This window comes from Lacticaseibacillus styriensis (genome assembly GCF_030770295.1).
GTDB classification, from domain to species: Bacteria; Bacillota; Bacilli; order Lactobacillales; family Lactobacillaceae; genus Lacticaseibacillus; species Lacticaseibacillus casei.
In genome coordinates, this window is record NZ_CP132483.1 from 89,958 (window position 1) to 113,449 (window position 23,492).

Genomic DNA, 23,492 nt, shown 5'->3' on the forward strand with positions numbered 1-23,492 from the left:
GCCACTTACACTCCGGTTTCTAACCGGGCTGGTTCACGCTCAGCTTATTAACGCGTTCACCGGCGCAGGAGGTGACAACACATTGCATAGTTGTACGGCAGTTGTGCCGTTGTTTAAAAAACTCGATGACAAGGCGCGTGCAGCCATTGACGCCTTAACCCATGAGCGGCAGGTTGAAAAAGGAACGGTTTTGATCAGTCCGGATACAGACGCCCGTTTATTGGTGGTCGCTCAGGGCAAGCTCAAAACCTACCAGTTGGCGACCAACGGCAAAGAGCAATTGTTGCGCGTTGATGGCCCCGGTGATTATGAAGGCGAGGCTGGCTTACTCAACATCGCTAGTCCAAACGTTTACACCGAGGCGCTAACGACCGCCACAGTCTGCACCATTAGCGCGGCGGATTTTCAACAACTCCTCATGAAACAACCACAGATTAGTTTACAGCTGCTCACAGAAAACACCCGCAAAATGCAGGCGTTAGAAAAGCAGGCGGGCTATCTCGGCAATGATTCCATCAATGTGCGCCTCACCCATTACCTGCTCGACCTGCGCACCGCGGCTGGAAAAGACACCGTAACCGTGCCAATGGCGTGGACGCAATTAGCCGATTACCTAGGAACGACGCCAGAAACGGTTTCCCGTACTTTGAAACGGTTGGCAAATGAAAAGTTGATTCGGCGTACGGGTAAACAGGTGACGATTTTGAATGCTGAGGACATGGAAGATTTTGTTTGGTAAATGCGTCAAGTTGAGCGTGAATTCATATAAAAAGCCAGTGAGAGATTCGCTGGCTTTTTTGCGGTCTAAGTTTTGAGTTAGAAGCTGTTGAGCTTTTCCAAATCGAATTAACGAGCAGAGATTATCGGGCGCGTGCGCCGTTTTTTCCAAATAATGGTGGCTAGCAAGATAACCAGCAACAAATGAACGATATTCGAAACTGAGCTGGCTTCGAGGCCAAAAGTGCCACCAGTCAGTGGCTGGAATGTTGTCGTAGGCAGTGACTTCAGGATGAAGCTTTCACTGGACGTGCCCGACACAGCGACGCCGAAGATAGGGCCTTCCGCGAAGTTCCAGATGGCGTGAAAAGCGCCGCAAAGCCAGATACTGCCAGTCAACAACCGAAACTGTGACATTGCTATGGCAAATAAGAACAAGCCAATGGCCGCAGGAAGGTTGAAGCCGGGATTGGCCATATGTAGAAGCGTAAAAAGAATCGCGTTGAGTAAAACAGCCATTATGACCTTATTTTGCTTAAGCCAATAACCCATGACGTAGCCGCGACAAAGCAGTTCTTCAAACATGGACTGGATTGCGTAACCAAAAAAGAAAAGAACCAGCCAAAGCAGGTTTGATCCTTGGAAGATAACAAGGACTTGATACCCGCCAAATAAGGTGATGATGCCCCAAATGAGACTGAACATCATGAATCCAAAAAGTAAGCCCAGTGAATAGTTTCTGGCAACGTGGTCTTTTGCAAACGGTAAGATGTTGTGATCACCGCGGTAATAAATGACCATGCCAATAATACCGATGGCCTCACCGAATAAGAAAAGCAGGTCAAAGGATTGCGGAATATTGGCCTCGTCCTTTAAGGTGCCGAATAAGCCCATTAGAAAAGGAATAATGTCAGATAAGAGTGACCAAGCAAAGGCAATGACAAAAACAAGGGCAATCGTCATGAGTGACTTAGGTAGTTTTTTGAGCTGATTAATCGTGCTCGCCTCCGAATAAAGTTTGGCTTAAAGTTGCCAAAATCGGCAAAATAAGCTTCTTTTAGGATAGCCTTAGTTTTCTTATAGGGCAAATGGGCAAATGTTTCTCTCCTCCTAACTGTTTTCAACTATCGCGCATGAAATGACTTGGAAGCAAGGCGCGATACATTCAAATTTCTCACCCACTTTTCGTAAATATATGAGCCCAAAGTTTGTGAATGGTAATAAGATTGTTACAATAAGGTTGTGGCCAATTGACCGTACGTTGAAATAATTTTGTAGATGAGGATGTGGTGAATCAATGGCAGATGTTGTCATTTTAGGTGCCGGATATGCGGGCATTCGGGCCGTTAAAACGTTGAGTAAGCTCGCACCAAAGGGAACGACGATCACAGTGGTTGACCAAAACGCCGAACACGAAGAGCGCACGCAGCTTCATGAAGTGGCGGCAGGTACTGTGCCTGCATCGAAAATCACGTTTAATATTCAACAGGTTCTTCCAAAGGATGTTCAGTTTCTTCAGGCGAAAGTCAGCAAGGTTGATGTGTCGACCAAGATGGTGATTTTGGCTAACCATGCGCCGTTACGCTACGATTATCTCATCATCGCGCTTGGCTTCCGGTCTGAGGACTTTGGGTTGCCGGGTGCCGCGGAAAACGCCTTGCCGCTGGACAATGTAACCTCCGCGGAAACGATCACCAAGACGATTGAGCAGCACGTCGCCAATTACAAGCAGTCACAAGATCCTAAAGACTTGACGGTTATTGTTGCCGGCGCAGGGTTCACCGGCGTTGAATTACTGGGCGAATTGACGCACAGTATGCCAGCGCTGGCTAAAAAGTACAATACGCCGCCAATTAAAATCATCTCCATGGAAATGGCAACACGAATTTTGCCGATGTTCGATGAAAAATTAGCCAATTATGCAATGGATTACCTCAAGAGTCATGGGGTAACGATGATGACTGGCTCCAAGATTACGAAGATCGAGCCGAATGCCGTGGTTTATGCTGATGGCGACCAGGAAAAGAAAGTCGAAGGGAACACAATTATCTGGACGGTCGGTGTTTCCGGCAGCGATGTGATTGCGGATTCCGGCTTCAAGCAGCGCCGTAACCGCGTGGTGGTTTCCAATCACCTGAACTTGGACGATCATCCTGAAGTCTTCATTATCGGGGATGTCTCGGCGGTAATGGCAGGCGATTCCGGCCGGCCTTATCCAACCACTGCACAAATCTCCACACAGGAAGGCGATCAAGCCGGTAAGAATGTTGCCGCAGCGTTAAACGGTCAGCCGTTAACGGACTTTGTTTACAAGCCTAAGGGCACTGTGGCATCACTTGGCAGCCAAGATGGTATCGCCCAAATTGGCAAGGGTCACAAGTACACTGGCTTCATTGCTAAAATGCTCAAGCGCGTCATCACGGACAAGTCCTTACTTGAAGACGCCAACTTGGCAACGATGTTGAAACAAGGGCGCTGGCCGCTTTAATGATTTAGGCAAAAGTGACAAGCGTTATGATCGTAAAAGAGGCAGCGAAAGACGCTGCCTCTTTTGATACTTAGAAATATGATGGCGTACACTCGGATAGCAGTTCGATATCATGATCACAACTAGGAGGCAAAAATGAATTTAAAGAAACAAAATGAAGACATCGTTTTAACCCAGGCGACGCTTCGTGATCTTAAGACTCTCATCGCAATTAGTAGAAGCACCTTTTCAGATACCTTTGGAGAACAGAATTCTAAGAGCAATTTAGACGCCTACTTGAATGAAGCCTATAGTCGCGAACGTCTCACAACAGAAATTAATAACCCAGAGACCTCATTTATATTCGCTTATTACGGAAAAGAACTGGCAGGCTATCAAAAAATCAATGTGGGGCAGGCTCAGTCCGAACTACGAGAAAATAACGGACTCGAAGTTGAGCGGATTTACATTAAATCAGCATTTAAGCGCTTAGGAATCGGGCGAACACTCATTAACGATGCTATTGAGCAGGCGAGAGCATTGGGAAAAGAATACATTTGGCTCGGCGTGTGGGAGCATAATCCCGCAGCCATTGCATTTTATAAAAAATTAGGCTTCGTAGCTTTTAGTGACCATCGCTTTAACTTAGGCGGAGACTTGCAGAGGGATATCTTAATGAAGAAGGAATTGGTTAAGAAAGCTTGACTATGTGATCTTTTCAAAAAGGTCAATTCATTTCAGTAGCGCAACCCAAAACCGAGTGTTCGATCACCCAAAATGTGCGCGGACCAGATCAACGCTGCAGCCAGTAAGCCATACCAAGCACCAATGAGCGCCAGTCCGCCGAGAATAATCGGCCCAATTAACGTATGGCCAATATCGTAGCAGACATTGCCAGTCTTTTCGTTGGCGAGAAAGCCTAAAGCACCGATGTCGGGAATTAGGAAGCCGACAATAAATAATAGCCAGCTGAAATTGAATTGGACAAAGTAAAAATAAATGATGAGTGCAAATCCTAGTGCTGATTCTGTTCTTGGAAGCCACTTCATGAAGGTCACTCCTTGAAATTATTCATGTGAGCGCCACGATCAAGCAGAGATAGAGAACGAGGCATGACTCGTATGTGACACATGTGTGACTTAAACGCACTTTGAGTATACTGGGAACAACGACAAGCAACAAGCGTTTGGCGACAAGTGCTACAAATTGGTGGTATTTGTATCAGTTAGGGGATTGCGAAAATGAATGGGAAGCAACGGATGGCGCTGCAATCGAAACAGTGGTTGGTGGACGCCTTGGTCACTTTAATGCAACGTGGTGAGGCGGTGACAGATATTTCAATCACGGAAATTGTTCAGACTGCGGATCTTTCGCGCAAAACCTTTTATCGGGCGTTTAAAACCAAGGATGATTTAATTGATTATTTATGCCGCCAATTGACAGACAATTATTTTGAAAGTCTGAAACAGGCCACCCGCGGACAAACGCCGATTAGTTTTGAAACAACCATGCAGCACTTTTTCACATTTTGGTGGCAACAAAAAGACCTTGTCCGCTTATTGATTCGGCAAGGTCTGTTCGATCATTTGAATGGTGTTTGGCAACGTGATGCCGTTGACAAGTATCGCCAGTTTCCGGCGCCGTGGCATGCGGCAGGGACTGATCGAGAGGTGAATTATATCATGGCATTTGCACTCGGCGGGTTTACCAATGTCTTACGCTTATGGTTGGCACAAGATCAGCCTGAACCGCCGGAACAAGTGCAAAGGGTGGCACTGGCGGGTTTTGGCCAGTTGGCGCAGAGCATTGGTCATTCAAACTAATACGCTAAGTTAGCGATCTTTTTAGATAGGTACAGCTCTTTCAAAAAGATTACAAGTAAAAGTTGATGGGCGCTGTCAAATTGACCTGATCAAGCGCGAGGGTACCATTAATGCCTTTTCCTTGCGGGACATCAATCAGCAGGCGAATCGTTTTCGTTTCGTTTGGTTTGATAACGGGTGGGGTGGAAAGCATTTTGACCGCGACTTGGTGCTGATCATTGGACGCCGAGAAATGTTTTTCGGAAAAGCTCAAAGGAACAGCATAGTGGGCGTTATGAATGGTCAAGGCGATTCCGGTTTGGTTCTTAGGGACATTTGGCAGGTACTTCGTTTGGATGGTGAATAGGCGTAGACGTTTAGCGCCAACATAGGTAACTTTGCTGCCGACTATCACCGGTTTTCGATAAATGGCCGGGTGAGCAATTGGATATGATTCGGGAACGTTGATCACCTGTTTGGATGTGTGGCGATTGCGCGATGTTTTCAAAATAAGCTTTGTTGAACTCGACTGTAATCGTTTGAGGCTAACCACCCCACTGGCAGATTTTTTCTCGGCCAATGTCTGATTGTTGAGGTCCTTTAAGCTGTAATCAGTGCGAGCCGGTAAGTGGAATTTTAGGTTCAGGGACTGATGGACGTTGCTAATTTTGATCTGTTTAGCCACTGGTGCTTTTTTCGCGGCGGTCGTGCTTTGCGCAGATGCTGTCTGTGCAGGGATCAATGTGTAGATCAATGAGAGCGTCAATAATGAAAACCATCCGAGTCTTTTCATCGTTCATCTTTCCTTTTTATTAGTTTGGCAATGCTATTGGGGCTTCGCGGCAAATGCTATCTATACAATAGCATAGGCATAGACTTGTGAGGGACAAAAAACTAAGCACAGGCTTTTGTGCCTTTGTGTGGGAATGAAAACAGTTAAAATCAATATTGAGATGCCATTATACTGGTGTATTGAGGTTAATCGAAATTCTGAGGAAGTACACTGCAGTTCATGATATCGTTAAGAAGTCGACTTGCTTGTATAGGGAGCAGCTTTAACGCTGAAAGGATGGCTGAAATGGAACTGACGTACTTGATTCCCCACATTTTTGCAATGGTGGTACTTACATTGACGCTCAGGTTTAAAAATTCTGCTTTAAAAAAAGAGCGGCAACACAGAGAAATCAGTTTTGAAAATTCAAATCTCGATCAGGAATTACAAGCCAAAGTTCTGAAACAAGAGGCAGTTCTAAATCAGCGACACTTCATCACTGAAATACTAATAAACGCGCAATTCGCAGGTGTTTACCTCGCGGCCTTTTGTTTCTCGGCTGGAGTTCTTTATGCAGAGGAGAGCACTGGCGTTTATCTTTTTCCGAGCATTGGTGTTTTCTGCTTGTTTGCTAATATCCTGTTTGTTGTAGAAGAGCAAGCTTTTCGGCTTTATAAAAAACGACAACTTAAAAAGTATCTCGCAGTTGATCGAGGTGTACATATCATAGAAAATCACGGGGCAAGACGGTACTATGTTTACCTTGCTTTATTGATTTTAGAAGGATTCATCAACCTTGGATTGTTCTACGCAGTGGCCGTGTGGTTATATTAAAAAATGTACACGGTAATTTGAACCGAGTACATGGGGAGAAGAAAACGATGGATATTTACATGCCATATATCTTAACCGCGGTTCTTTGGGTGGCAACGATCGTTTACAGCCGAATAATTAAAGAGAGGTTTCGAAAAAACTTAGAGAAGCGTTTGAACATGAGCCGTTCTGAGATTATGCGCAGAGAAGCGATAGATCGAAAGTTTATCGATAATGCAATCGGGAAAATTTTCAACCGTATTCTAGCTGGTGTGACAATCAGCTATATCTTCATTCTTTCTTTTTCGCTGGGGTCTATTACGGTCTTACCGGCAAGCGCCAAGAATGCTTATTTAATAGTCTCGATTTTTCTACTGTTCTTCGCTATTTATACATCCGCAACATCATTTTTTCTCCAACGCGTTGGCAAGACGAACAAGAATAAGTTGCCAGAGGCTTCATTTGTGAAGAGGCTGGCAGGTGTTGTGATTCGAGACTTCGGGAGTTTCCTGATCTTTTTTATTTTTGAAATGAGTTCATTTTAAAAATTAAGTTTAAATGTACAAATAAGCAGCATGGATATCAGGTTTCCGTCCGGATCCAGCTTAAAATCGCTGTTTCTAAAGAGAATTTACTTTTAAAATTTAATTTGCGATGAGACAAACTCTTTGGGATCGGGACTTCCATTGATGTATTCAGTATCTGGCTCAGTGACCGACAATCGATGTTTAAGCACGATATTCTTGAAAATCCATAAGTAACTTTGCTTTGGAATTTTATTGGTCGATTCTATAAAGCAGAAAGTCGGATTAACGCGATGAAAGAAGAATGGTCGCCGCTCGTATAAATTGAAAAAGTAGGTCTTTGTATGACCAGCCATATTATCTGCCTCTGTCAGCATGAATTTTCCGTGGCCAATCGTGATGGCCGTACTATGCGAATAAGACATTTGTAGTGCCGATACCTCACCGCCAGTTGAAAATCCGGTTTCATGAACGCTTAAAGAAATCATGAACAGGCAGAGGACAGCGCCGATTCGGAGCGTTTTGAGAAGCCAACGGATTGATGGTAATTTGCGACCGTCCAGAAAAGCAATGAGAAGCAACAGTAAGATTGTTGTCGCAATCCAAAAAAATGCCAGTGCGGTTTGGATCATGACGAAATTTGCTGAGACCAGAAGGATGATAAGCAAGATCAACAACAATATGGTGTTTTTTTTAAAGCAAATGTTCCTCTTCACTTTACTTCTCCAAGTTGTTAAGTTTGTGCTGAATGATTGAGGCTCATTCAAACGAATACAACGCTATCTTGGCGTATTATCAATAAATAGAACGAAGAATGCTTTGGACGAAAATTTAACTTAATGCCATTCTCCTACAATTTTTTGAAAATTAATCTGTTCCGATGAGAAAGTTTTAACGTCTGGACTGTCATTGATATATTCAGTATCTGGCCCGAATACCACGTGATGGTTCCTGAGGACCACATTCTTGAATACCCATAAAGGACTTCTTTCAGGCGTTTTATTAGTAGACTGCACAAAACAAAAAGTCGGATTAACGCGATGAAAGAAGAATGGTTGCCGCTCGTATAAATTGAAAAAGTAGGTCTTTGTATGGCCGGCCATATTATCCGCCTCTGTTAGCATGAATTTTCTGTGGCCAATCGTGATGGCTGTACTGTGAGAATAAGACATTTGTAGCGCCGACACCTCACCGCCAGTTGAAAATCCGGTTTCATGAACGCTTAAAGAAACCATGAGCAGGCAGAGAGCAGCACCGATTCGGAGTGTTTTGAGAAACCAACGGATTGATGTCAATTTCCGACCGTCCAGAAAAGCAATGAGAAGCAACAGCAAGATTGTTATGGCGATCAAAAAAAATGACAGTTCTGTTTGAATCATGGCAAAGTTCGCGCTTACCAGTAGGACGCTCAGTAAGATTAAGAACACTATGGTGCTTTTCTTGAAATACAGCTTGCTCTTCATTCTTATTTCTCCAACATTAAAAGTATGACAATACATCATTATCACCTGATATATTGTCATACTTAAAAAGTCTTATCTTCTTGAGCTGAAGATTTTTAACTAAAGATTAAAGATGACTGTCAATTACATTTTTATAAACTTTTGCGGCGTCTACTGCTTCTGAACTGGAGTAATCATATGGAGCCTTAAATTTTTTAAAAGCGGCTAATGCAACACTGTATGCTTGTCCCCAAGAACCCGTACCTCCAGTGAGTAAAGTATTTGTGTCCGATGACAATCTGTCTAAAGAACCGTCGAATCGATTATTCAGATAGGAGTTAGCCCTTTGTTCATTTCCATGCTCAGAATAGTACTCGGTAATGATTGCGGATGGTGTGGCACCGTCTGGCAAATCATTTTCTGTTCGAATAGAACTATATAAGTTAATGGCGTCCATGTCATCAATTAAGTCTTCTGGTCCGAATGATTGTCCTTTTCCCACGACATCGGTCAAGGAATCGTAAAATGAATTATACTTAGCAATTTGACGGTGCGCATCGTTGATAGCCGTCAACAGATCTCCACACCAACCACCTAAATCTTGGATGCCTGACGCAGACTGAGGTTCACCCCAAAACAATAGTGAATTTAAGGCTGCCATCAAATGATCCGTGCCGATCCGAATACCAGTTGCACTGTCATAGAGGGGTTCAATCTGATTTGCCCCCGAAACTCCTAAAGAAGCATTTACTTTAGCCAACCAGCCTGTGTTAGTGCCACCAGCAACAGGTATCCAGTCTGCACCAACATATTTAAATTGTCGATAAAACTGCGCAATTAGTTCTGCAGGTGTTGTATTGACACCCGTTTGTTGAATATAGGCAAAGGCGTAATCTTCTACAGATTTTAGCTGGTCAAAGAATGGGGTATTGCGATCTTTAGTTGGCGAGTTGACTTTTGCAACACCCATATCTCGGTTAGAGCTTGCGTCCTGATCAATGTCGATGCCGTAAATTGGATATTCGACAAACTGATCAAACGCCCAGTTATCGGGCATCTTAAAGCCTAAGTTGCCACTCCAACCGTAAGACATATTAGCAACAAAACTGTAACTGATACCGGCTTTTTCAGCATGAAGACAAACATTTCGAGTCCCATAGATCCCGGTTTTGTATATAGAGCCAATCAAAACGTTCTGCACAGCATTGATATACGGAATAACCGTCCCATCAATGTCGCCTTCCTGAAAATCAACGTCCACCGCAAAGTAGATGACAGTGTCGGCAGGTAAACCTAAGCTGAGCGCTGTACTGATTGCCGTTTGTCCGTCTTTTTGACCTTGGGCGGCAGTGAAGTAACTCTCAACGTAGCCGCCATCTTCGTAGATCGGGAAGAACTTTAAGCCACCATCCAGAATTGTTTTAACTTCTGTTGACGTAAGATTCTTTGGTTTGAAATCGGCACCGACTGTTCCTGTGAGATACCGGCCAACGATGCTGAATCCATAGTCGCGGAAATGTTGCACATCAGTTGCCGTCAGTTGGGTTGCTGTATCGAGCGCGATTGAATCGCGGCCTGTGTCACCGTTACTTGTAACGAGCCCCTTGATGACTGTGTAGTCTGCAACACCGGAGTCTTCGTTTGGATACTTCATGAATTTCCGAAATTTGATAATGCTTGTTGCTACATCGGATCCAAAGTTTTCACCAAAATCGCCATCATACATGCTGTTCAGATAAAGGCCGTATTTGACAATTTTAACGAGTAAACCGGTAGCTCCGACAGAAAGGCTCACTGCTTTCAAAGCTGCATTGGTAGCATCGCCGAAGTTCCCGTTTGCAACATCAGCAGAGATGCCAAGTGCGCGTTGCAACGCATAAATGAGACCGACATTGGTATCGCGCTGGTAAATACCATCACAAGGCATGATCCCAATGTATTGGCTATAGTCAGCATTGAGCCATTGTTGCAATTGACGAACATTTTTATCGCCACCAGTGACCAGAACAAAGGCGCTCATGTCGAAAAGTGCTGCCATTAAATTAACGGTTACAATACCGTCTGCATTAAGTCCTGCATCGGTTTGTAAGGTTTTGAAGGCTTGCTGTGTTGCAGTTGAAAACTCTTGATTCAAGTTGCTTCCTGGATCGATACCCTTGCACCAAAAGGCACCTTGGATTAGCTGTGCAATGTTACCTGTATAACCTGGTTTCAGATTGCCAACAACGCTAGCCAGCGCTGACCGCGTTGCCGGACCAAATCCTTCGCCAATATCCGTGATACCAAGTTCGTGTTGCAATGCTTCACGTAATGCGTAAATCGTTGGCCACCCGGTATGACCATCTGGATTTACTTTCTCAAAACCTGACACATTGCCATAAGTCGCGTTGAGCCAATTTTGAACTTCTAATACTGCTTGATCTGCCATGTTAAAACCCCCTCGTATAATTGCCAAAGGGAACGTACGTTCGGTTCAACAAAATCAGTATGCACTCATTTTTTTAAATTGACAACTGATTTTTTCTAAAAATAAAGTCAAACAGACGCTGAAATGGCGGGAATCGTTGTGGGAACAGGTGTTCGTAACACGCAAATATTTTTAAAAATTTCTAGAAATAAAAAATCGCCGCATCAGCAAAATAGCTGGTGAGACGATTCTTATCTTCTGCCAAGCGACCAGTTAGTGGTTACTTGTTCGCTTGGCAAAAATGCTCGCTGTTCACGCAATCTCATCAAGCTTGCGATGCCGCGCCTGCAGATAGAGACCGCCTAGCAAGATGATTGCGGAAGCGGCGACTGATAGGAAAAACATGTTTTGGTAGGCTTGTTGGGCGATAGCATAGAAGTTTTGCAGCAGTTGATTTTTATGCGTGCTGGCGGCAAGTCCCTGTAGGCCGCGGTAGAAGCTTTCGATTGAAGCGGTGCCGCCTTTTACCGCTAGCTTGCTGAAGCCTGTCTGAATGAGTGTAGCGTAAATGGTTGGGGCGATTGTCAGGCCGATTTGGCGGCTGACGGAAAGGGTGCCGAGTGCGACGCCGTTGTCTTTTTGGCTGGCGATTTCAGACATGAGGACGGAGAATGGCGCGCCCATCAGCATGCCGAAGCCGATACCGGCGACTGTTGAGGCGATGATGAACCATAGCGTTGTGGGGCTGAGGAAGGCTACCATTGCAAAGCCGATTGTGGAAAGCGTCCCGGATACAATGATGGATTTGATCGCGCCGAGTTTGCCGACTAACATCCCACCGACCCCAGCGCCGACGATCGAACCTAGACCAATACCACTCATCCAGACACCACTGTTGTTGGCTGAAATGCCGTATCGCTGCTCAACAAAGCTGGGGATGAAGACAAAAACGGCAATTAAGGCGCCGGATAAGAGGCCCATGAATAGCGTCAGCAGGAATCCCGGGCTTTTGATGAGTTTGTATGGCAGGAAAGGATCGACGTTGCCGCGAATGCCTTTTTCAATCCGCGTGAAGCCGAAGAAAAAGGCGAGACTTAGTAGGAACAGGCCCCAGACTTGTGGCGTTAGGACGCTGGCTAGCAGCTGATCACTGTTCAAATTGGTAATGGCCAGCATCGTGCTGAAAATGCCTAATGTCAAGAATACGAGCCCCTTCAAATCTAGACCATTGATGGCTGCGGCTTTGGTTTCGGGAATGGCGATGAACCCGCTGATCAGGATGAAGACGGCGATCGGCAGGTTGATGAGAAATAGCCAGTGCCATTGACCGGTGATGTTTAAGATCAGGCTGCCGAGATTGGGTCCGACCACTGAGGCGATCCCATTGACGGCACCCAGCGCACCGAGTAAGGCGCCTTGTTGCGGTTTGGGGTAAGTTGCCAGAATATGGCTAGACGCAATGATGAAAATTCCGCCACCGCCAATGGACTGCACGAGCCGCGCGACCAGGAAGAAGATAAAGCTCGGGCTTAACGCAACGAGCAATGACCCGATGGCAAAAATCAGAATTTCAATCAAAAATAATTTGCGGCGGCCGAATTTGTCAGCTAGTTTACCGATAATCGGCGTTGCAATGGCCATGCCCAAGGTATACAGGGTAATCGCCCATGTTCCTTGAACTTCATTGACGTGAAAAGAATAATTGATCGTTGACAGCGTGCTGGAGATGATGCCGTTGTCTAGCGCTGACATGAAAACGCCAATGATGAAGATGCTTAGAGCAAAGATACTGTTCTTTTTGGTCATTGGTGTGTGACCTCCCATAATGTTGATAACTTGACGGCTCGTTTTGAGCAATGGTGACACTGTGTCACTTTCGAAAATGAGCTTAACGCTAAAGTGACACGGTGTCAACTTTTTGTTCTCGATTATGGGATGGAGGCAAATTAAAAGCAGCACAGCCAATGTGATGGTGTGCTGCTTGGGAGCGTAGGTGTGCCTTTAAAATCAGTTGGAAGTTCCGAAAGCAGGTTATTCCAATTGTTAGATTATATTTCTTTCCCTCGTGATGACTCTTCGGAAGCAATTCCAATGTTTTTCTTCATGGCAGCAAAATCAATTTTTCGAATGGTTTCTGTGTGCCATGGGTTCATTCGCTGAGGCTCATATCTCAATGTACCGTCTTCGGTAACGGATAAAAGATATTCCTGACCTTCAGTAACGCCTGCCTCAGCGGGTATCGGCAAACTAAGCGCGTTACCGGTGCGTTTAACAGTGAATGAACCGAGTATTTGATTTTGATGCTGTTTTGTACTCATTGGCCTGTCCTCCTGTAAGTATGAGTATATCGATTCGATTTGGTAAAGGCACGCAAAAAGAATGGACAGACAAAGTAGTTTTACTTACAGTCAAAAACGCGTTGATCGATTCTTTTTCATAAAATCGATCAACGCGTTTTCTATTTTTCTATAAAAAGTTTTCCAACCCAACCACCAACTGATCCGCTTCCTGCACCTTGCTAATGGCGACGGCAACGCCTTGCATGAAGCTTTGGCGGTCGAAGGAGTCTTGGCGAATGGTGAGGGCTTCACCCGGGCCACCGAAGAGAACTTCTTCGTGGGCGATGTAGCCGGGTAGGCGGACGGCGTGGACAGGGACGTCATCGATGCGCTGGCCGCGGGTGTCGTTGTCGATGGTGGACAATGGCTTTTGGGTACGTCCGGCGGCGATTTTGTGCGCGGTGGCGATGGCGGTGCCTGAAGGGGCGTCGGCTTTGTCTTGGTGGTGCATTTCAATGATTTCGGCATCAGGAAAATAGGCGGCGGCTTCTTGGGCAAATTTCATCAATAAAACGGCGGAGAGGCCAAAGTTTGGTGCGATCAGGCCGCCGAGGTGTTTCGCTTTGGCTAGCTTGATGAGGCGCGCTTGATCAGCCGGCGCCATCCCGCTTGTGCCAATGACCGGATGGATGCCGGCATTAATCGCGGCTTCGGTGTTAGCGGCGACCGCGCCGGGATTGGTGAAGTCGACCCAGACATCGGCAACGCTAGCGTTGAGTTGATCGTAACGGTTGAGGACTTTGACCTCAGCCGGTAATCCGTAATTTTGCGGGTTATTGATGGTTATTTTAGGGTCAAAAACGGCACTTAATGCGAAATCTGAATGTGACTGGATCATTTTGACGGTTTTTTGACCCATGGCACCGCGAAAACCGGCGACAAGAACGTGAATCATGCGAGCACCTCCGCTTCAATGGCTGATAGGTCCGGAACGCCTAAGAGATGGGCGAGTTCCTGTTGTTGTTTGGCAGTTAATGGCAGTATTGGCAGACGCGGGCTGCCGACATTGAAGCCTAATGCGTTGAGTGCAGCTTTGGTCGGGGCAGGCGATGGAAAATGGAATAAAGCAGCCATTTTCGGCAATAGTTGCCGTTGCAGCGCAGCCACCGTCGTGATGTCGCCGCGATCCAATGCCGCATACATTTCCCGAATGCTGTGTGCGTAAAGATGGGAAGCAACCGAGATCACGCCCATACCGCCGAGTGTTTTAATCGTCAGCGCCTGAGCATCTTCGCCGGTCCAGACACTAAAAGCATCGTGTTTGGTTCGATCAATGATGTCGCTCAGGGCGGCGAGGCTGCCGCATTGCTTGATGCCTTGAATCATGGGGTTTTGCGCTAACGTTGCCACGGTTTCCGGCAGCATCTTCACGCCGGTTCGACCGGGGATGTTGTAAATGATGATCGGCTTTTGGGCGTTGGCCGCGACCGCCGTGTAGTGAGCGATCATGCCGTTTTGATCAGGCTTGTTGTAGTAAGGCACGACCACCAGCGTTGCGTCAATCCCGGCAATCCCGCCGACTTCATGGGTAAAATCAACGGTCTCCCGAGTATTATTCGACCCTGAATTGGCAATGACCAGTGCTCGGCCGTGAACCATGTCGACAAACCGCGTGTACAAGGTAATTTTCTCGTCATGGCTGAGCGTCGGCCCTTCACCCGTAGTAGCGCCGACGACAAAGCCATCGGTGCCTTCTGCAATCAGATGATCAACCAACCGTTGCATGACTGCGTAGTCAATTTCATCGCGATCATTAAACGGTGTCACAATCGCGGTGATCAATTCTGCTTTTTGCATTCAAAAACCTCCAATTAAAATGAGCGTGAGCCAACGCGGGTAGAAGCCGGAGTGTAAGTGGCCTTGGGCGTGATGGCGGCCTTTGCCATTGCGACCAAGGTCCTTACATGCAGGCTTCTGCGCTGGCGAGCGCGTTATGGTTAAGCGCGAGCTGGTGCTTTTTACGGGTAAGCTTTTGCGCCAGTGAGTGCATGATGATTGCTCCGGAGCGCGTATGGTGAAAGCCGTCTCGGCGCATCAAGCATGAGTCAATATCGATAGCTACTGATTCAATTATTTTCCGCCATCCGATGTTCCAGAAAATGCACAACTGCTGTGACACCTGGTGCTAACGCAGCTTCGTCTGGTGAAAAGTCGGCGGCATGTAGTTGGGAATCTGGATCGTTAACGCCTAGCCAGAACATGGTGCCGGGAATTTTATTCAATAGATAGCCGAAATCTTCCCCGGTCATCACGGAGCCTGTGGGTGCAAACGTGACGGCTGGATCGGATTGCATGTATTGAATGAAATCTTTGGTCAGCTGCGGGTTATTTTCGACCGGATAATAGCCGCCTTGATTCAAATCAACGTTGACGTCGCAGTTGAAGCTGGCGGCGATTCCCCGACCGATATCGCGGATACGTTGCTGTAAGAAATCGATTTGTTTCTGGGTGAACCCGCGTAAAGTACCTTCCAGGTGGGCGCGTCCAGCAATCACATTGCGAATGGTTCCGGCGCGCATCAGGCCAAACGTGATGACCGCGCTGTCGGTGGGGCTGACGTTACGGGCAACAACGGTTTGAATCTGGTTGATAAAACTGGCGGCCGCCACGATCATATCGTTGGCATTTTGCGGCAAGGCTGCGTGGCCGCTTTTCCCGATGAGATCGACATTGATTTCAGTTGTCCCGGCAAAAAGAGTGCCAAGCCGCGTGCTGATGGTACCAGCCGGTAAGTCAGGGCGATCGTGCAAGCCGTAAAACTCATCGATGTGCCAATCACCGGTGAAAGTGCCCATGTCGTAGGCCAATTTGCCGCCGTTTTTGCTTTCTTCGGCCGGTTGGAAGAAGAAAATCAAATTATCTTTTGGCTGGTGGTGGGCAAAATAATCCAGAATTCCTAGCGCAACTGTCATGTGGATGTCATGGCCGCAAGCATGGGCGATGCCGGAATGCTGCGAGCTAAACGGTAAGCCGGTTTGTTCCGTCACCGGCAAGGCGTCAATGTCAGTTCGATAGCCGATGGTTCGTTGCGGGTTTTGTCCGTGAACTTTGACCAGTAAGGCAGTTGGCAATTTAGGCAGTGTCCGAATGGTGAGGTGGGTTTGCGGAAAACTTTGCACCGTTTTAAGTAGGAAGGCATGCGTTTCTTTTTCCTGCAAGGCTAGCTCGGGGATTTGATGGAGCTGGCGGCGAATGGCAATCAATTCAGCTTCCTTCATTAAAAATCACAGCTTTCTGAGTTCGTCGAGCAGGACGGTTTTGGCTTCCGTTTGATCGTTAACCTGCTTGATGACTTTGGCGGGAACGCCGGCAACCACCGTGTGTGCCGGCACATCGTTAATGACGACAGCTCCGGCGGCAATAACCGCCCCTTCGCCGACCGACACGCCTTCAAGAACCACCGCATTGGCGCCGATCATGACGTGATCACCGATTGTGACGGGTTTCGCTGACGGCGGTTCTACCACGCCGGCCAAAACGGTACCGGCACCAATATGGCAATGCTTGCCGACAATCGCTCGACCGCCCAGCACCGCACCCATGTCGATCATGGTGCCATCACCGATTTCAGCGCCGATATTGATAATGGCGCCCATCATGATCACTGCATTGTTGCCGATCAGAACCTGGTCGCGGATGATCGCGCCGGGCTCAATCCGGGCATTTTCCGCTTTGATATCCAACAAAGGAACGCCGGTATTACGACCCGTGGTTTCGACATAGTAGTCGTCAAGCTTGGCCTTTTTCAAAATTGGCTGAATAACCGCCCAGTCGCCGATGACCGTTCCGGTGTGTTCCCCAACGAATGCGTGAACACTTTTTGGAAAATGCAAATCAGCTAACTCGCCTTTGAGATAGACCTTAACGGGTGTTGTTTTCTGACTGTTGGCAATGGTTGAAATGATCTTTTGGGTGTCTAATTGTGCCATGATGGCCTCCTATTTGGTTGCGGTAGTAGCGTTGTTGGCGGTGGTTGCGGGTGTTGACGAGCTCGGTGCGGCGTAGTGGTGATCGTGCTGAATCAAGTCGGCGTAAGTTTCGCGCGTGACGACCAGCTGGGCCTGGCCATTTTCAACGAAAACGACGGCCGGCCGCGGGTTGCGGTTGTAGTTGGATGCCATGGAGTAGCCATAAGCGCCGGTGTCGAAAACGGCAACCACATCACCTGGCTGGGTGGCGGGCAATGGGGCATCGTCGATTAAAATATCCCCGGATTCGCAGTACTTGCCGACGAGATGGACATGCTCGGTTGGCTTGGCGGTCGGGTAATCGGCAACCACCGCAGTGTATTGCGCCTGATAAAGGGCGGGGCGAATGTTGTCGCCCATGCCGCCGTCAACTGCAACATATGGCCGCAGCCCAGGCACGTCTTTACGGCTGCCGACCGTGTAAAGGCTGTAGCCGGCGGGGCCGACAATCGACCGCCCCGGTTCAATCCAGACTGCCGGAAGCGGCCAATCGAGCTGACTACTTTGCGTCTTGAGGGTGCTCAGAATGGCTTTGACAAACGCTTCTGGCGGCAACGGATCATCCTGGCTGGTGTAAGCAATCCCGAACCCACCGCCGACATTGAGCACTTGCGGGGTGAAACCGAATTGCCGGTGCCAGTTATCGAGGACTGTCAGCAGCTTTTGGGTGACGGCTTCAAATCCGGCTACTTCAAAAATCTGCGAGCCGATATGGGCGTGGATGCCGAGCAGGTTCAGATGTTCGTCGGCTAAAATCCGCTTGGCTGCTTCATCTGCCTGCCCGCTTTCAAGATCAAAGCCGAATTTACTGTCAGTTTGGCCGGTTTGATCATAAGCATGGGTGTGGGCGCTAATCCCGGGAGCGACCCGAATCAAAACATCTTGTTGGCCAACTGCTGCTTTCAAGAGCTCATCAAGCAGATCCAATTCATGAAAATTGTCCACGATGATCGTGCCGACGCCGGCATCCAGTGCTTGTTGCAATTCAGCTTTGCTTTTGTTATTGCCATGAAAGCTGACCTTTGCCATGGGAAAATCGGCGGCTTGAGCCGTGTATAATTCGCCGCCGGAAACCACATCGACATGAATGTTTTCAGCCTTGGCGACATCGTACATTGCAATGGTCGCAAACGCCTTGGAAGCATAACTGACAGCATAACGGACGTTGGCAGCCTCAAAAACTTGTTTAAACGCGCGAATCTGGTGGCGAATCGCTCCGACATCATACACGTAAAGCGGTGTTTGAAACGTGTGCGCCAGTTGACTGGCCGCAACGCCGCCAATGGTTAATTGACCTTCTTGATTTGTAGCAAAATTCATATCAGGCATCCTCCTTGAGCGTTCACTGGGCCGGTTTCTGGCCCAGTGAACGCGTTACGGCAGGGCGATGGCAAACGAAAAGGGATCCTTTTGTTTGGCCACGCGTCAAACAAAAAGATCCCAACTTGCAATCTACTTGAATGATAGCGCCCCGCTTAGGTTTCTAAGCGACAGTACAGGATTTATTCAACCCTGGCCCAACAGGCTTGCCGATCCCGGCGCCCCCATTTCGGCAACCGCCCCTTTCACCAAATGTCAATGCGAAGGATCTCGCTCGATTCGGATACTCATGTTGGTTGCAACCTCTATCTGTTTATCACCAGACTATAATAAAAAAACGAAGGCGTCAAGAGCGTGAACTGGGCCGGTTAGAAACCGGAGTGTAAGTGGCCTCAGGCGTGATGGCCCGAACTTGGCCATTGCGCCTGAGGTCCTTACACGCAGGTTTCTGGCCCAGTGAACGCGTTTACGAGAGCAGCAGAGATTAGCCATTGAATCAAGCTCCTTACATGCAGACTCGTTCCTGCGCCAGCCCATTGTTCGCCACCCACTACCCCAAACGCCCCGTCACCCATTTGAGCAAAAAAATTAGAAACAAATTTCAACACTTTGTTTCTATGCAATGCCGACAAAACGTGCTGATTTTCCGCCGTCGCTGGGGGTTGTGTTTCTGGGAGAGTCTGCTAAAGTACAAAATAAAATGACAGAGTTCTCATTTGCAGAAACGAGCTGACAAAACGCGATGTCTGTGAGCGAATAGCTGCGAGTTGCTTGCGATAGAGAACCCATTAGGGAGGCAGTTTATCGTGCGGGTCGTAAAGTTTGGCGGGTCATCATTAGCAAATGGGTCGCAGTTTGCCAAAGTTGTGGCAATCATGAAAGCAAATCCTGCGCGGCAGGTGATGGTGACTAGCGCGCCTGGTAAACGGCATCCCGGTGACGTTAAAGTGACAGACTTGTTGATTCAGTATGCCCAAGCGGTCTTGCGCCATGAATCAGCAACTGCAGTCGTTACCGAAATTGTTGCGCGTTATCACGCAATCGCCGATGATTTCGGACTTGATCCCCAAGTCATGCAGCAAATCAGAAAAGAACTATACCAATTACCGAAAAAGGCATTTGCCAATCGCGATTATCTTCTGGCCGGATTCAAGGCTCGCGGCGAAAAGTTGAATGCGTTTCTGATGACCGCCGTTTTGAATCATGAAGGTATTGAAGCTACTTATGGCGAGCCGAAAGACTTGGGCATCGTGGTGACCGATGATCCGAATGATGCGGAAGTTTCACGTGAAACTTACACGCATTTGGAAACTTTTAGTCGACCGCTGGGTGTGCTGGTGGTGCCTGGGTTCTATGGGTATACCAGTAAAGGTGCCATTGCCACTTTTTCGCGCGGCGGTTCCGATATCACCGGAGCCATTCTCGCCAACGGTTTTCACGCCGACTTATATGAAAACTTTACCGATGTGGATGGGGTTGCCGCAGCTGATCCGCGTGTGGTGGCAAATCCCCAGATGATTCAGGAAATGACTTATCGGGAAATGCGGGAGCTTTCATATGGTGGGTTTGGCGTTTTTCATGATGAAGCAATTTTGCCAGCCATTGCGGGACAGATTCCCATTAATTTGAAGAACACTAATCATCCTGATGCTCCTGGGACCATGATTGTTCCCGAACAGCATTTTGTTCCGAAGCACGCCATTACCGGCATCGTGAGTTCGCAACACTTCGGCGCCATTTACCTGCATCGTTATCTATTGAATAAGGAAGTCGGTTTTACACTGAAGTTGCTGCAGGTTTTGGAGCGACACGGCATCAGCTACGAGCATATGCCAAGCGGGATTGACGATCTGACGATTATTCTGGATGATCGGCAGCTGAACGAGGCCAAGCGGAAGGCTGTGTGCGATGAGATCCAAGCGGCGGTCCATCCCGATGTTTTGAAGTGGATCGATGATTACGCGATTATCATGGTTGTCGGCGAAGGAATGGCGCAGCGGACTGGCTTGATTCAGACGATTTTGCAGCCGTTAGCGAGTGCCGGTGTTCACGTGTCGATGATCAACGAAGGCGCCTCGCAGATTTCACTGATGCTAGGCACCTCGCGGGAGTCAGCCAATCGCGCGGTCAAGGCAATTTACAACGCCTTTTTCATTCCGATTAATCAGCGTCTGGAGGTACACTAACATGGTGACATTGCAAAAAGTTCACGGTTCCGAAAATAGTTTCTTTTTATTGGATGAAACGCAACTGACCCAGCCGTTGACGAAGACGCAGCTGGCGACATTGACGCAACGGCTAACCGACAGTCAGACTGGTTTGCTAGGCGGTGCGGACGGTGTTTTGGCGATTACGGATGCACCTGGAACAGCGGGAAAAATGACCGTCGTTAATACGGACGGTAGCTTTGCCAAGCTTTGTGGCAACGGGTTGCGGACGGTGGCACGATATTTAAGTGAAAAAACCGGCCAAACATCATTCCGCGTCCACACTGACTTTGCGGATTTGGCGGTCGCCAAGCAGAAGCCATTAGCTGCCGGCGTACCGGCATATTCGGTTGAAATTTCCCCGGTTAGTTTTGCGCCACAGGCTTTGCCGTTTGCTAATTTAGGCACGGATCGCATTGTTGATACGGTTTTGCCGGCTATTCATCCGCATCTGAAGTTCACCGCAGTTGCCGTGCCCAATCCGCACTTGATTGCGTTTGTGTCCAAGGACGAGTTGGCTGGTCCTGATCTTGAACGGATTGGCAAGCAATTGAACGGGGAAAATCCTTATTTTCCGGAAGGGGTTAACGTCACATTTGCCGAAATCTTAGGGCAGGATACGCTGTTTGCCCGGACCTATGAGCGCGGCGTCGGGTTTACCAATGCTTGCGGCACCGGCATGTCAGCAACGACCCTGGCGTTTATTTTGACCCATCCCCACCAAGCGGCGTTGGATCGCGTCAATACCGTGTATAATCCAGGAGGAATGGTCAAAACGGTGGTTCATCGCGATCACGACCATTATTGGATTGAATTAATCGGCAATGCGACGGTTACCGCCACGATTACGTTGCCAGAAGCAACATTGATCGGCGGCGATTTGCAGCAGGCGGTTATCAAGCAGACGAGCGAGCAGGCGGCTTATGAACGATTCGTTGCCGCATTACCGCATCGCGCATTGGTTGACACATTGACAGAAGGAGTTTAAATCATGAGTGGTTATCACGTAGCAGTTGTGGGTGCAACCGGAGCCGTTGGAACCCGGATGTTGAAAATGGTCGCAGAAAGCAAACTACCGATTGCATCGGTTTTGGCACTTGCCAGCAAGCATTCAGAAGGCAAAAAGGTACCGTTTCGCGATGGAACATTAACCGTTCACGAAACAACCGATGATTCATTTAAAGGTATTGACATTGCGCTGTTTTCCGCTGGCGGGTCGGTTTCCAAACGGTTTGCCCCGGCAGCCATTAAAGCCGGCGCCGTGGTGGTCGATAACACCAGCGCATTTCGGATGGAACCGGATATTCCGTTGGTTGTGCCAGAAGTAAATCCTGAGGCACTGCGCCATCATCAAGGTATCATCGCCAACCCTAATTGTTCAACAATTCAGATGGTCACAGCGCTGGAGCCAATTCGTAAGGCATTTGGCTTGAAACAGGTTGTTGTCTCGACCTATCAGGCAGTTTCCGGTGCCGGACAGTCGGCCATGAATGAATTGTTTGATGAAACCCGGGCAGCACTGGATGACCAGCCGCTGAAGCCGAAAATTTTACCGACTGCCGGCGATAAGAAGCACTATCCGATCGCCTTCAACGCCTTGCCGCAGATTGATGTTTTCGAACCAGACGGCTACAGTCATGAAGAATGGAAAATGATTCATGAAACCAAGAAAATCATGGCCGGCGATATGAACAGCGATGCGATTAAAGTCACCGCCACCTGTGTCCGCATTCCGGTTCCCATTGCCCACTCAGAAGAAGTTTACTTCGAAGTGGAAGATAGCAATGCTACCGCTGACGCCATTCGCGCAACGTTAGCAGAGGCGCCCGGCGTGGTTGTTCAAGATGATCCGAGCCAGCAACTTTACCCGCAAGCCAGAAACGCCGTTGGCAGTAAAGAGGTCTTTGTCGGGCGTATTCGCGCCGATGCAGAAAATCCACGCTTCTTCCACATGTGGGATGTTTCCGATAATCTTCTCAAGGGTGCCGCATGGAATTCCATGCAAATTGCGGAGACGATGGATGCGATGGGCTTGATTCAGCCGAAGTAAAAAATATGTTAGGACCGATACCATGTATGGTCGCTGTTTGGCGGCGGGGTGGTGTCGGTTTTTTTAACGTATAAAGAATTATAAACTTTTGAAGAACCATGGACGAAGAATTCGGCCAGTGGTAAAAAAAGAGGTTGCCAAATTTGAATCTTGCGGAGATATTCAAAAAGGTTATCGTTTATTTGTTTGTGAAGGCTGTCGTAACACTAAATGGGTCGCTTTTGCAAAGTAAAAGCGACCCAAAAGCGCTCTGTGCTTCTGAACTTAAAATGATAATCAAATTAGCATAAGGCCGTAATTAAACGTTATTTTTTAAAATTTGGGTTGCATTTTGTTTAGGCTTGCCTTAACTTTGACTTATCAAAAGTAAAGGAAGTGATTTTATGGTCAATGTTAAACTTCGTGGTATTGCAGAAGGCCGCCTTGGGAAGGGATCCATCTTGTCCTCTGGCTCTACTGTGAGCGAGATCGTTAAAGATGTTGCATTCAAAGATGACGACCTGAAACATAACTTGTTTGATGAGAGAACCAATAAGCCACGGCTTCTTTGCCGCGTCTTGATTAACGGAAAATTGGCAACCGTTGATCAACCAGTCAATCCTAATGACGAGGTTATGCTTGCCTCTGTTATGACCTGCGATGGCTAAACGGAAATAAGAATGGC

Annotated in this window: 23 protein-coding genes, 1 pseudogene and 1 riboswitch; of the genes and pseudogenes, 11 read left to right on the forward strand and 13 right to left on the reverse strand. The window is 47.7% G+C overall.

What is annotated here, in order from left to right:
• Window positions 1-82: 82 nt before the first annotated feature.
• A complete protein-coding gene (locus LACSTY_RS00380; protein WP_087911272.1) occupies window positions 83-739 on the forward strand; it encodes a Crp/Fnr family transcriptional regulator in 657 nt (218 codons plus the stop codon).
• 107 nt (window positions 740-846) lie between these two features.
• On the opposite strand, the gene LACSTY_RS00385 is transcribed toward LACSTY_RS00380, so the two are convergent.
• The gene (locus LACSTY_RS00385) at window positions 847-1,680 is read right to left on the reverse strand and encodes a CPBP family intramembrane glutamic endopeptidase (protein ID WP_087911273.1); all 834 of its coding nucleotides are present in this window, start codon (window positions 1,678-1,680) and stop codon (window positions 847-849) included.
• 334 nt (window positions 1,681-2,014) lie between these two features.
• On the opposite strand from LACSTY_RS00385, the gene LACSTY_RS00390 reads away from it, so the two are divergent.
• Entirely contained in the window at window positions 2,015-3,205 is a 1,191-nt protein-coding gene (locus tag LACSTY_RS00390) for an NAD(P)/FAD-dependent oxidoreductase (RefSeq protein ID WP_087911274.1), read from the forward strand.
• A gap of 135 nt (window positions 3,206-3,340) precedes the next feature.
• Window positions 3,341-3,889, forward strand: a complete 549-nt coding sequence (locus tag LACSTY_RS00395) for a GNAT family N-acetyltransferase (protein ID WP_087911275.1) — start codon at window positions 3,341-3,343, stop codon at window positions 3,887-3,889.
• Window positions 3,890-3,921: 32 nt separating this feature from the next.
• On the opposite strand, the gene LACSTY_RS00400 is transcribed toward LACSTY_RS00395, so the two are convergent.
• A complete protein-coding gene (locus LACSTY_RS00400) occupies window positions 3,922-4,233 on the reverse strand; it encodes a DUF4260 family protein (protein WP_087911276.1) in 312 nt (103 codons plus the stop codon).
• A gap of 192 nt (window positions 4,234-4,425) precedes the next feature.
• Between LACSTY_RS00400 and LACSTY_RS00405 the strand changes: the two genes are divergently transcribed.
• On the forward strand, window positions 4,426-5,007 hold the full coding sequence (locus tag LACSTY_RS00405; RefSeq protein WP_087911277.1) for a TetR/AcrR family transcriptional regulator: 582 nt from the start codon (window positions 4,426-4,428) through the stop codon (window positions 5,005-5,007).
• Window positions 5,008-5,056: 49 nt separating this feature from the next.
• Here the strand turns inward: LACSTY_RS00405 and LACSTY_RS00410 are convergent, their stop codons facing one another.
• Window positions 5,057-5,779 carry a hypothetical protein gene (locus LACSTY_RS00410; RefSeq protein ID WP_087911278.1) on the reverse strand — a complete coding sequence of 241 codons (723 nt, stop codon included), beginning with the start codon at window positions 5,777-5,779 and terminating at the stop codon, window positions 5,057-5,059.
• A 285-nt stretch (window positions 5,780-6,064) separates the two neighbouring features.
• Here LACSTY_RS00410 and LACSTY_RS00415 point away from each other — a divergent pair, with 285 nt between their 5' ends.
• Entirely contained in the window at window positions 6,065-6,592 is a 528-nt protein-coding gene (locus tag LACSTY_RS00415; protein WP_151466776.1) for a hypothetical protein, read from the forward strand.
• Window positions 6,593-6,639: 47 nt separating this feature from the next.
• Window positions 6,640-7,116: a hypothetical protein gene (locus LACSTY_RS00420; protein WP_087911280.1), complete on the forward strand. Its 477-nt coding sequence runs from the start codon at window positions 6,640-6,642 to the stop codon at window positions 7,114-7,116.
• A gap of 92 nt (window positions 7,117-7,208) precedes the next feature.
• Here LACSTY_RS00420 and LACSTY_RS00425 read toward each other — a convergent pair whose 3' ends face one another.
• The 10 genes from LACSTY_RS00425 to lysA all read right to left on the reverse strand — a co-directional run bounded on the left by LACSTY_RS00425 (window position 7,209) and on the right by lysA (window position 18,571).
• Complete coding sequence (locus LACSTY_RS00425) at window positions 7,209-7,811, reverse strand: hypothetical protein (protein ID WP_151466775.1); 603 nt, start codon at window positions 7,809-7,811, stop codon at window positions 7,209-7,211.
• A gap of 120 nt (window positions 7,812-7,931) precedes the next feature.
• Entirely contained in the window at window positions 7,932-8,558 is a 627-nt protein-coding gene (locus tag LACSTY_RS00430; protein ID WP_087911282.1) for a hypothetical protein, read from the reverse strand.
• Window positions 8,559-8,664: 106 nt separating this feature from the next.
• On the reverse strand, window positions 8,665-10,965 hold the full coding sequence (locus LACSTY_RS00435; RefSeq protein ID WP_087911283.1) for a glycoside hydrolase domain-containing protein: 2,301 nt from the start codon (window positions 10,963-10,965) through the stop codon (window positions 8,665-8,667).
• 291 nt (window positions 10,966-11,256) lie between these two features.
• Complete coding sequence (locus LACSTY_RS00440) at window positions 11,257-12,750, reverse strand: MFS transporter (protein ID WP_087911284.1); 1,494 nt, start codon at window positions 12,748-12,750, stop codon at window positions 11,257-11,259.
• 242 nt (window positions 12,751-12,992) lie between these two features.
• Window positions 12,993-13,262 (reverse strand): hypothetical protein, encoded by a 270-nt coding sequence (locus LACSTY_RS00445; RefSeq protein ID WP_087911285.1) that lies wholly within the window; start codon window positions 13,260-13,262, stop codon window positions 12,993-12,995.
• A gap of 148 nt (window positions 13,263-13,410) precedes the next feature.
• Window positions 13,411-14,178: a 4-hydroxy-tetrahydrodipicolinate reductase gene (gene dapB / locus LACSTY_RS00450; RefSeq protein WP_087911286.1), complete on the reverse strand. Its 768-nt coding sequence runs from the start codon at window positions 14,176-14,178 to the stop codon at window positions 13,411-13,413.
• Window positions 14,175-15,080, reverse strand: a complete 906-nt coding sequence (gene dapA, locus LACSTY_RS00455) for a 4-hydroxy-tetrahydrodipicolinate synthase (protein WP_087911287.1) — start codon at window positions 15,078-15,080, stop codon at window positions 14,175-14,177. Before dapA ends, dapB begins: the two co-directional genes overlap by 4 nt.
• A gap of 269 nt (window positions 15,081-15,349) precedes the next feature.
• Window positions 15,350-16,501: an N-acetyldiaminopimelate deacetylase gene (locus tag LACSTY_RS00460; protein WP_087911288.1), complete on the reverse strand. Its 1,152-nt coding sequence runs from the start codon at window positions 16,499-16,501 to the stop codon at window positions 15,350-15,352.
• 6 nt (window positions 16,502-16,507) lie between these two features.
• Window positions 16,508-17,212 (reverse strand): 2,3,4,5-tetrahydropyridine-2,6-dicarboxylate N-acetyltransferase, encoded by a 705-nt coding sequence (dapD, locus tag LACSTY_RS00465; protein ID WP_087911289.1) that lies wholly within the window; start codon window positions 17,210-17,212, stop codon window positions 16,508-16,510.
• 9 nt (window positions 17,213-17,221) lie between these two features.
• Window positions 17,222-18,571, reverse strand: coding sequence for a diaminopimelate decarboxylase (lysA, locus tag LACSTY_RS00470; RefSeq protein ID WP_087911290.1), 1,350 nt, complete (start codon window positions 18,569-18,571; stop codon window positions 17,222-17,224).
• 136 nt (window positions 18,572-18,707) lie between these two features.
• Window positions 18,708-18,887, reverse strand: a riboswitch (Lysine riboswitch).
• 490 nt (window positions 18,888-19,377) lie between these two features.
• On the opposite strand from lysA, the gene LACSTY_RS00475 reads away from it, so the two are divergent.
• The 5 genes and pseudogenes from LACSTY_RS00475 to LACSTY_RS00495 all read left to right on the forward strand — a co-directional run bounded on the left by LACSTY_RS00475 (window position 19,378) and on the right by LACSTY_RS00495 (window position 23,475).
• Window positions 19,378-20,757, forward strand: coding sequence for an aspartate kinase (locus tag LACSTY_RS00475; RefSeq protein WP_087911291.1), 1,380 nt, complete (start codon window positions 19,378-19,380; stop codon window positions 20,755-20,757).
• A gap of 1 nt (window position 20,758) precedes the next feature.
• Complete coding sequence (dapF, locus tag LACSTY_RS00480) at window positions 20,759-21,766, forward strand: diaminopimelate epimerase (RefSeq protein WP_087911292.1); 1,008 nt, start codon at window positions 20,759-20,761, stop codon at window positions 21,764-21,766.
• Window positions 21,767-21,769: 3 nt separating this feature from the next.
• Window positions 21,770-22,828 (forward strand): aspartate-semialdehyde dehydrogenase, encoded by a 1,059-nt coding sequence (locus LACSTY_RS00485; protein ID WP_087911293.1) that lies wholly within the window; start codon window positions 21,770-21,772, stop codon window positions 22,826-22,828.
• Between the two features lie 70 nt (window positions 22,829-22,898).
• A pseudogene (locus tag LACSTY_RS00490) lies at window positions 22,899-23,048 on the forward strand (transposase zinc-binding domain-containing protein); the annotation flags it as partial.
• Between the two features lie 163 nt (window positions 23,049-23,211).
• Complete coding sequence (locus LACSTY_RS00495) at window positions 23,212-23,475, forward strand: MoaD/ThiS family protein (protein WP_010490067.1); 264 nt, start codon at window positions 23,212-23,214, stop codon at window positions 23,473-23,475.
• Window positions 23,476-23,492: the final 17 nt, after the last annotated feature.

What these genes read in the sequence shown, in the direction of transcription:
- LACSTY_RS00385 (WP_087911273.1), bottom strand. Translation starts at nt 1,680, where the DNA reads ATGACGATTGCCCTTGTTTTTGTCATTGCCTTTGCTTGGTCACTCTTA.
- LACSTY_RS00390 (WP_087911274.1), top strand. Translation starts at nt 2,015, where the DNA reads ATGGCAGATGTTGTCATTTTAGGTGCCGGATATGCGGGCATTCGGGCC.
- LACSTY_RS00395 (WP_087911275.1), top strand. Translation starts at nt 3,341, where the DNA reads ATGAATTTAAAGAAACAAAATGAAGACATCGTTTTAACCCAGGCGACG.
- LACSTY_RS00400 (WP_087911276.1), bottom strand. Translation starts at nt 4,233, where the DNA reads ATGAAGTGGCTTCCAAGAACAGAATCAGCACTAGGATTTGCACTCATC.
- LACSTY_RS00405 (WP_087911277.1), top strand. Translation starts at nt 4,426, where the DNA reads ATGAATGGGAAGCAACGGATGGCGCTGCAATCGAAACAGTGGTTGGTG.
- LACSTY_RS00410 (WP_087911278.1), bottom strand. Translation starts at nt 5,779, where the DNA reads ATGAAAAGACTCGGATGGTTTTCATTATTGACGCTCTCATTGATCTAC.
- LACSTY_RS00415 (WP_151466776.1), top strand. Translation starts at nt 6,065, where the DNA reads ATGGAACTGACGTACTTGATTCCCCACATTTTTGCAATGGTGGTACTT.
- LACSTY_RS00420 (WP_087911280.1), top strand. Translation starts at nt 6,640, where the DNA reads ATGGATATTTACATGCCATATATCTTAACCGCGGTTCTTTGGGTGGCA.
- LACSTY_RS00430 (WP_087911282.1), bottom strand. Translation starts at nt 8,558, where the DNA reads ATGAAGAGCAAGCTGTATTTCAAGAAAAGCACCATAGTGTTCTTAATC.
- LACSTY_RS00435 (WP_087911283.1), bottom strand. Translation starts at nt 10,965, where the DNA reads ATGGCAGATCAAGCAGTATTAGAAGTTCAAAATTGGCTCAACGCGACT.
- LACSTY_RS00440 (WP_087911284.1), bottom strand. Translation starts at nt 12,750, where the DNA reads ATGACCAAAAAGAACAGTATCTTTGCTCTAAGCATCTTCATCATTGGC.
- LACSTY_RS00445 (WP_087911285.1), bottom strand. Translation starts at nt 13,262, where the DNA reads ATGAGTACAAAACAGCATCAAAATCAAATACTCGGTTCATTCACTGTT.
- dapB (WP_087911286.1), bottom strand. Translation starts at nt 14,178, where the DNA reads ATGATTCACGTTCTTGTCGCCGGTTTTCGCGGTGCCATGGGTCAAAAA.
- dapA (WP_087911287.1), bottom strand. Translation starts at nt 15,080, where the DNA reads ATGCAAAAAGCAGAATTGATCACCGCGATTGTGACACCGTTTAATGAT.
- LACSTY_RS00460 (WP_087911288.1), bottom strand. Translation starts at nt 16,501, where the DNA reads ATGAAGGAAGCTGAATTGATTGCCATTCGCCGCCAGCTCCATCAAATC.
- dapD (WP_087911289.1), bottom strand. Translation starts at nt 17,212, where the DNA reads ATGGCACAATTAGACACCCAAAAGATCATTTCAACCATTGCCAACAGT.
- lysA (WP_087911290.1), bottom strand. Translation starts at nt 18,571, where the DNA reads ATGAATTTTGCTACAAATCAAGAAGGTCAATTAACCATTGGCGGCGTT.
- dapF (WP_087911292.1), top strand. Translation starts at nt 20,759, where the DNA reads ATGGTGACATTGCAAAAAGTTCACGGTTCCGAAAATAGTTTCTTTTTA.
- LACSTY_RS00485 (WP_087911293.1), top strand. Translation starts at nt 21,770, where the DNA reads ATGAGTGGTTATCACGTAGCAGTTGTGGGTGCAACCGGAGCCGTTGGA.
- LACSTY_RS00495 (WP_010490067.1), top strand. Translation starts at nt 23,212, where the DNA reads ATGGTCAATGTTAAACTTCGTGGTATTGCAGAAGGCCGCCTTGGGAAG.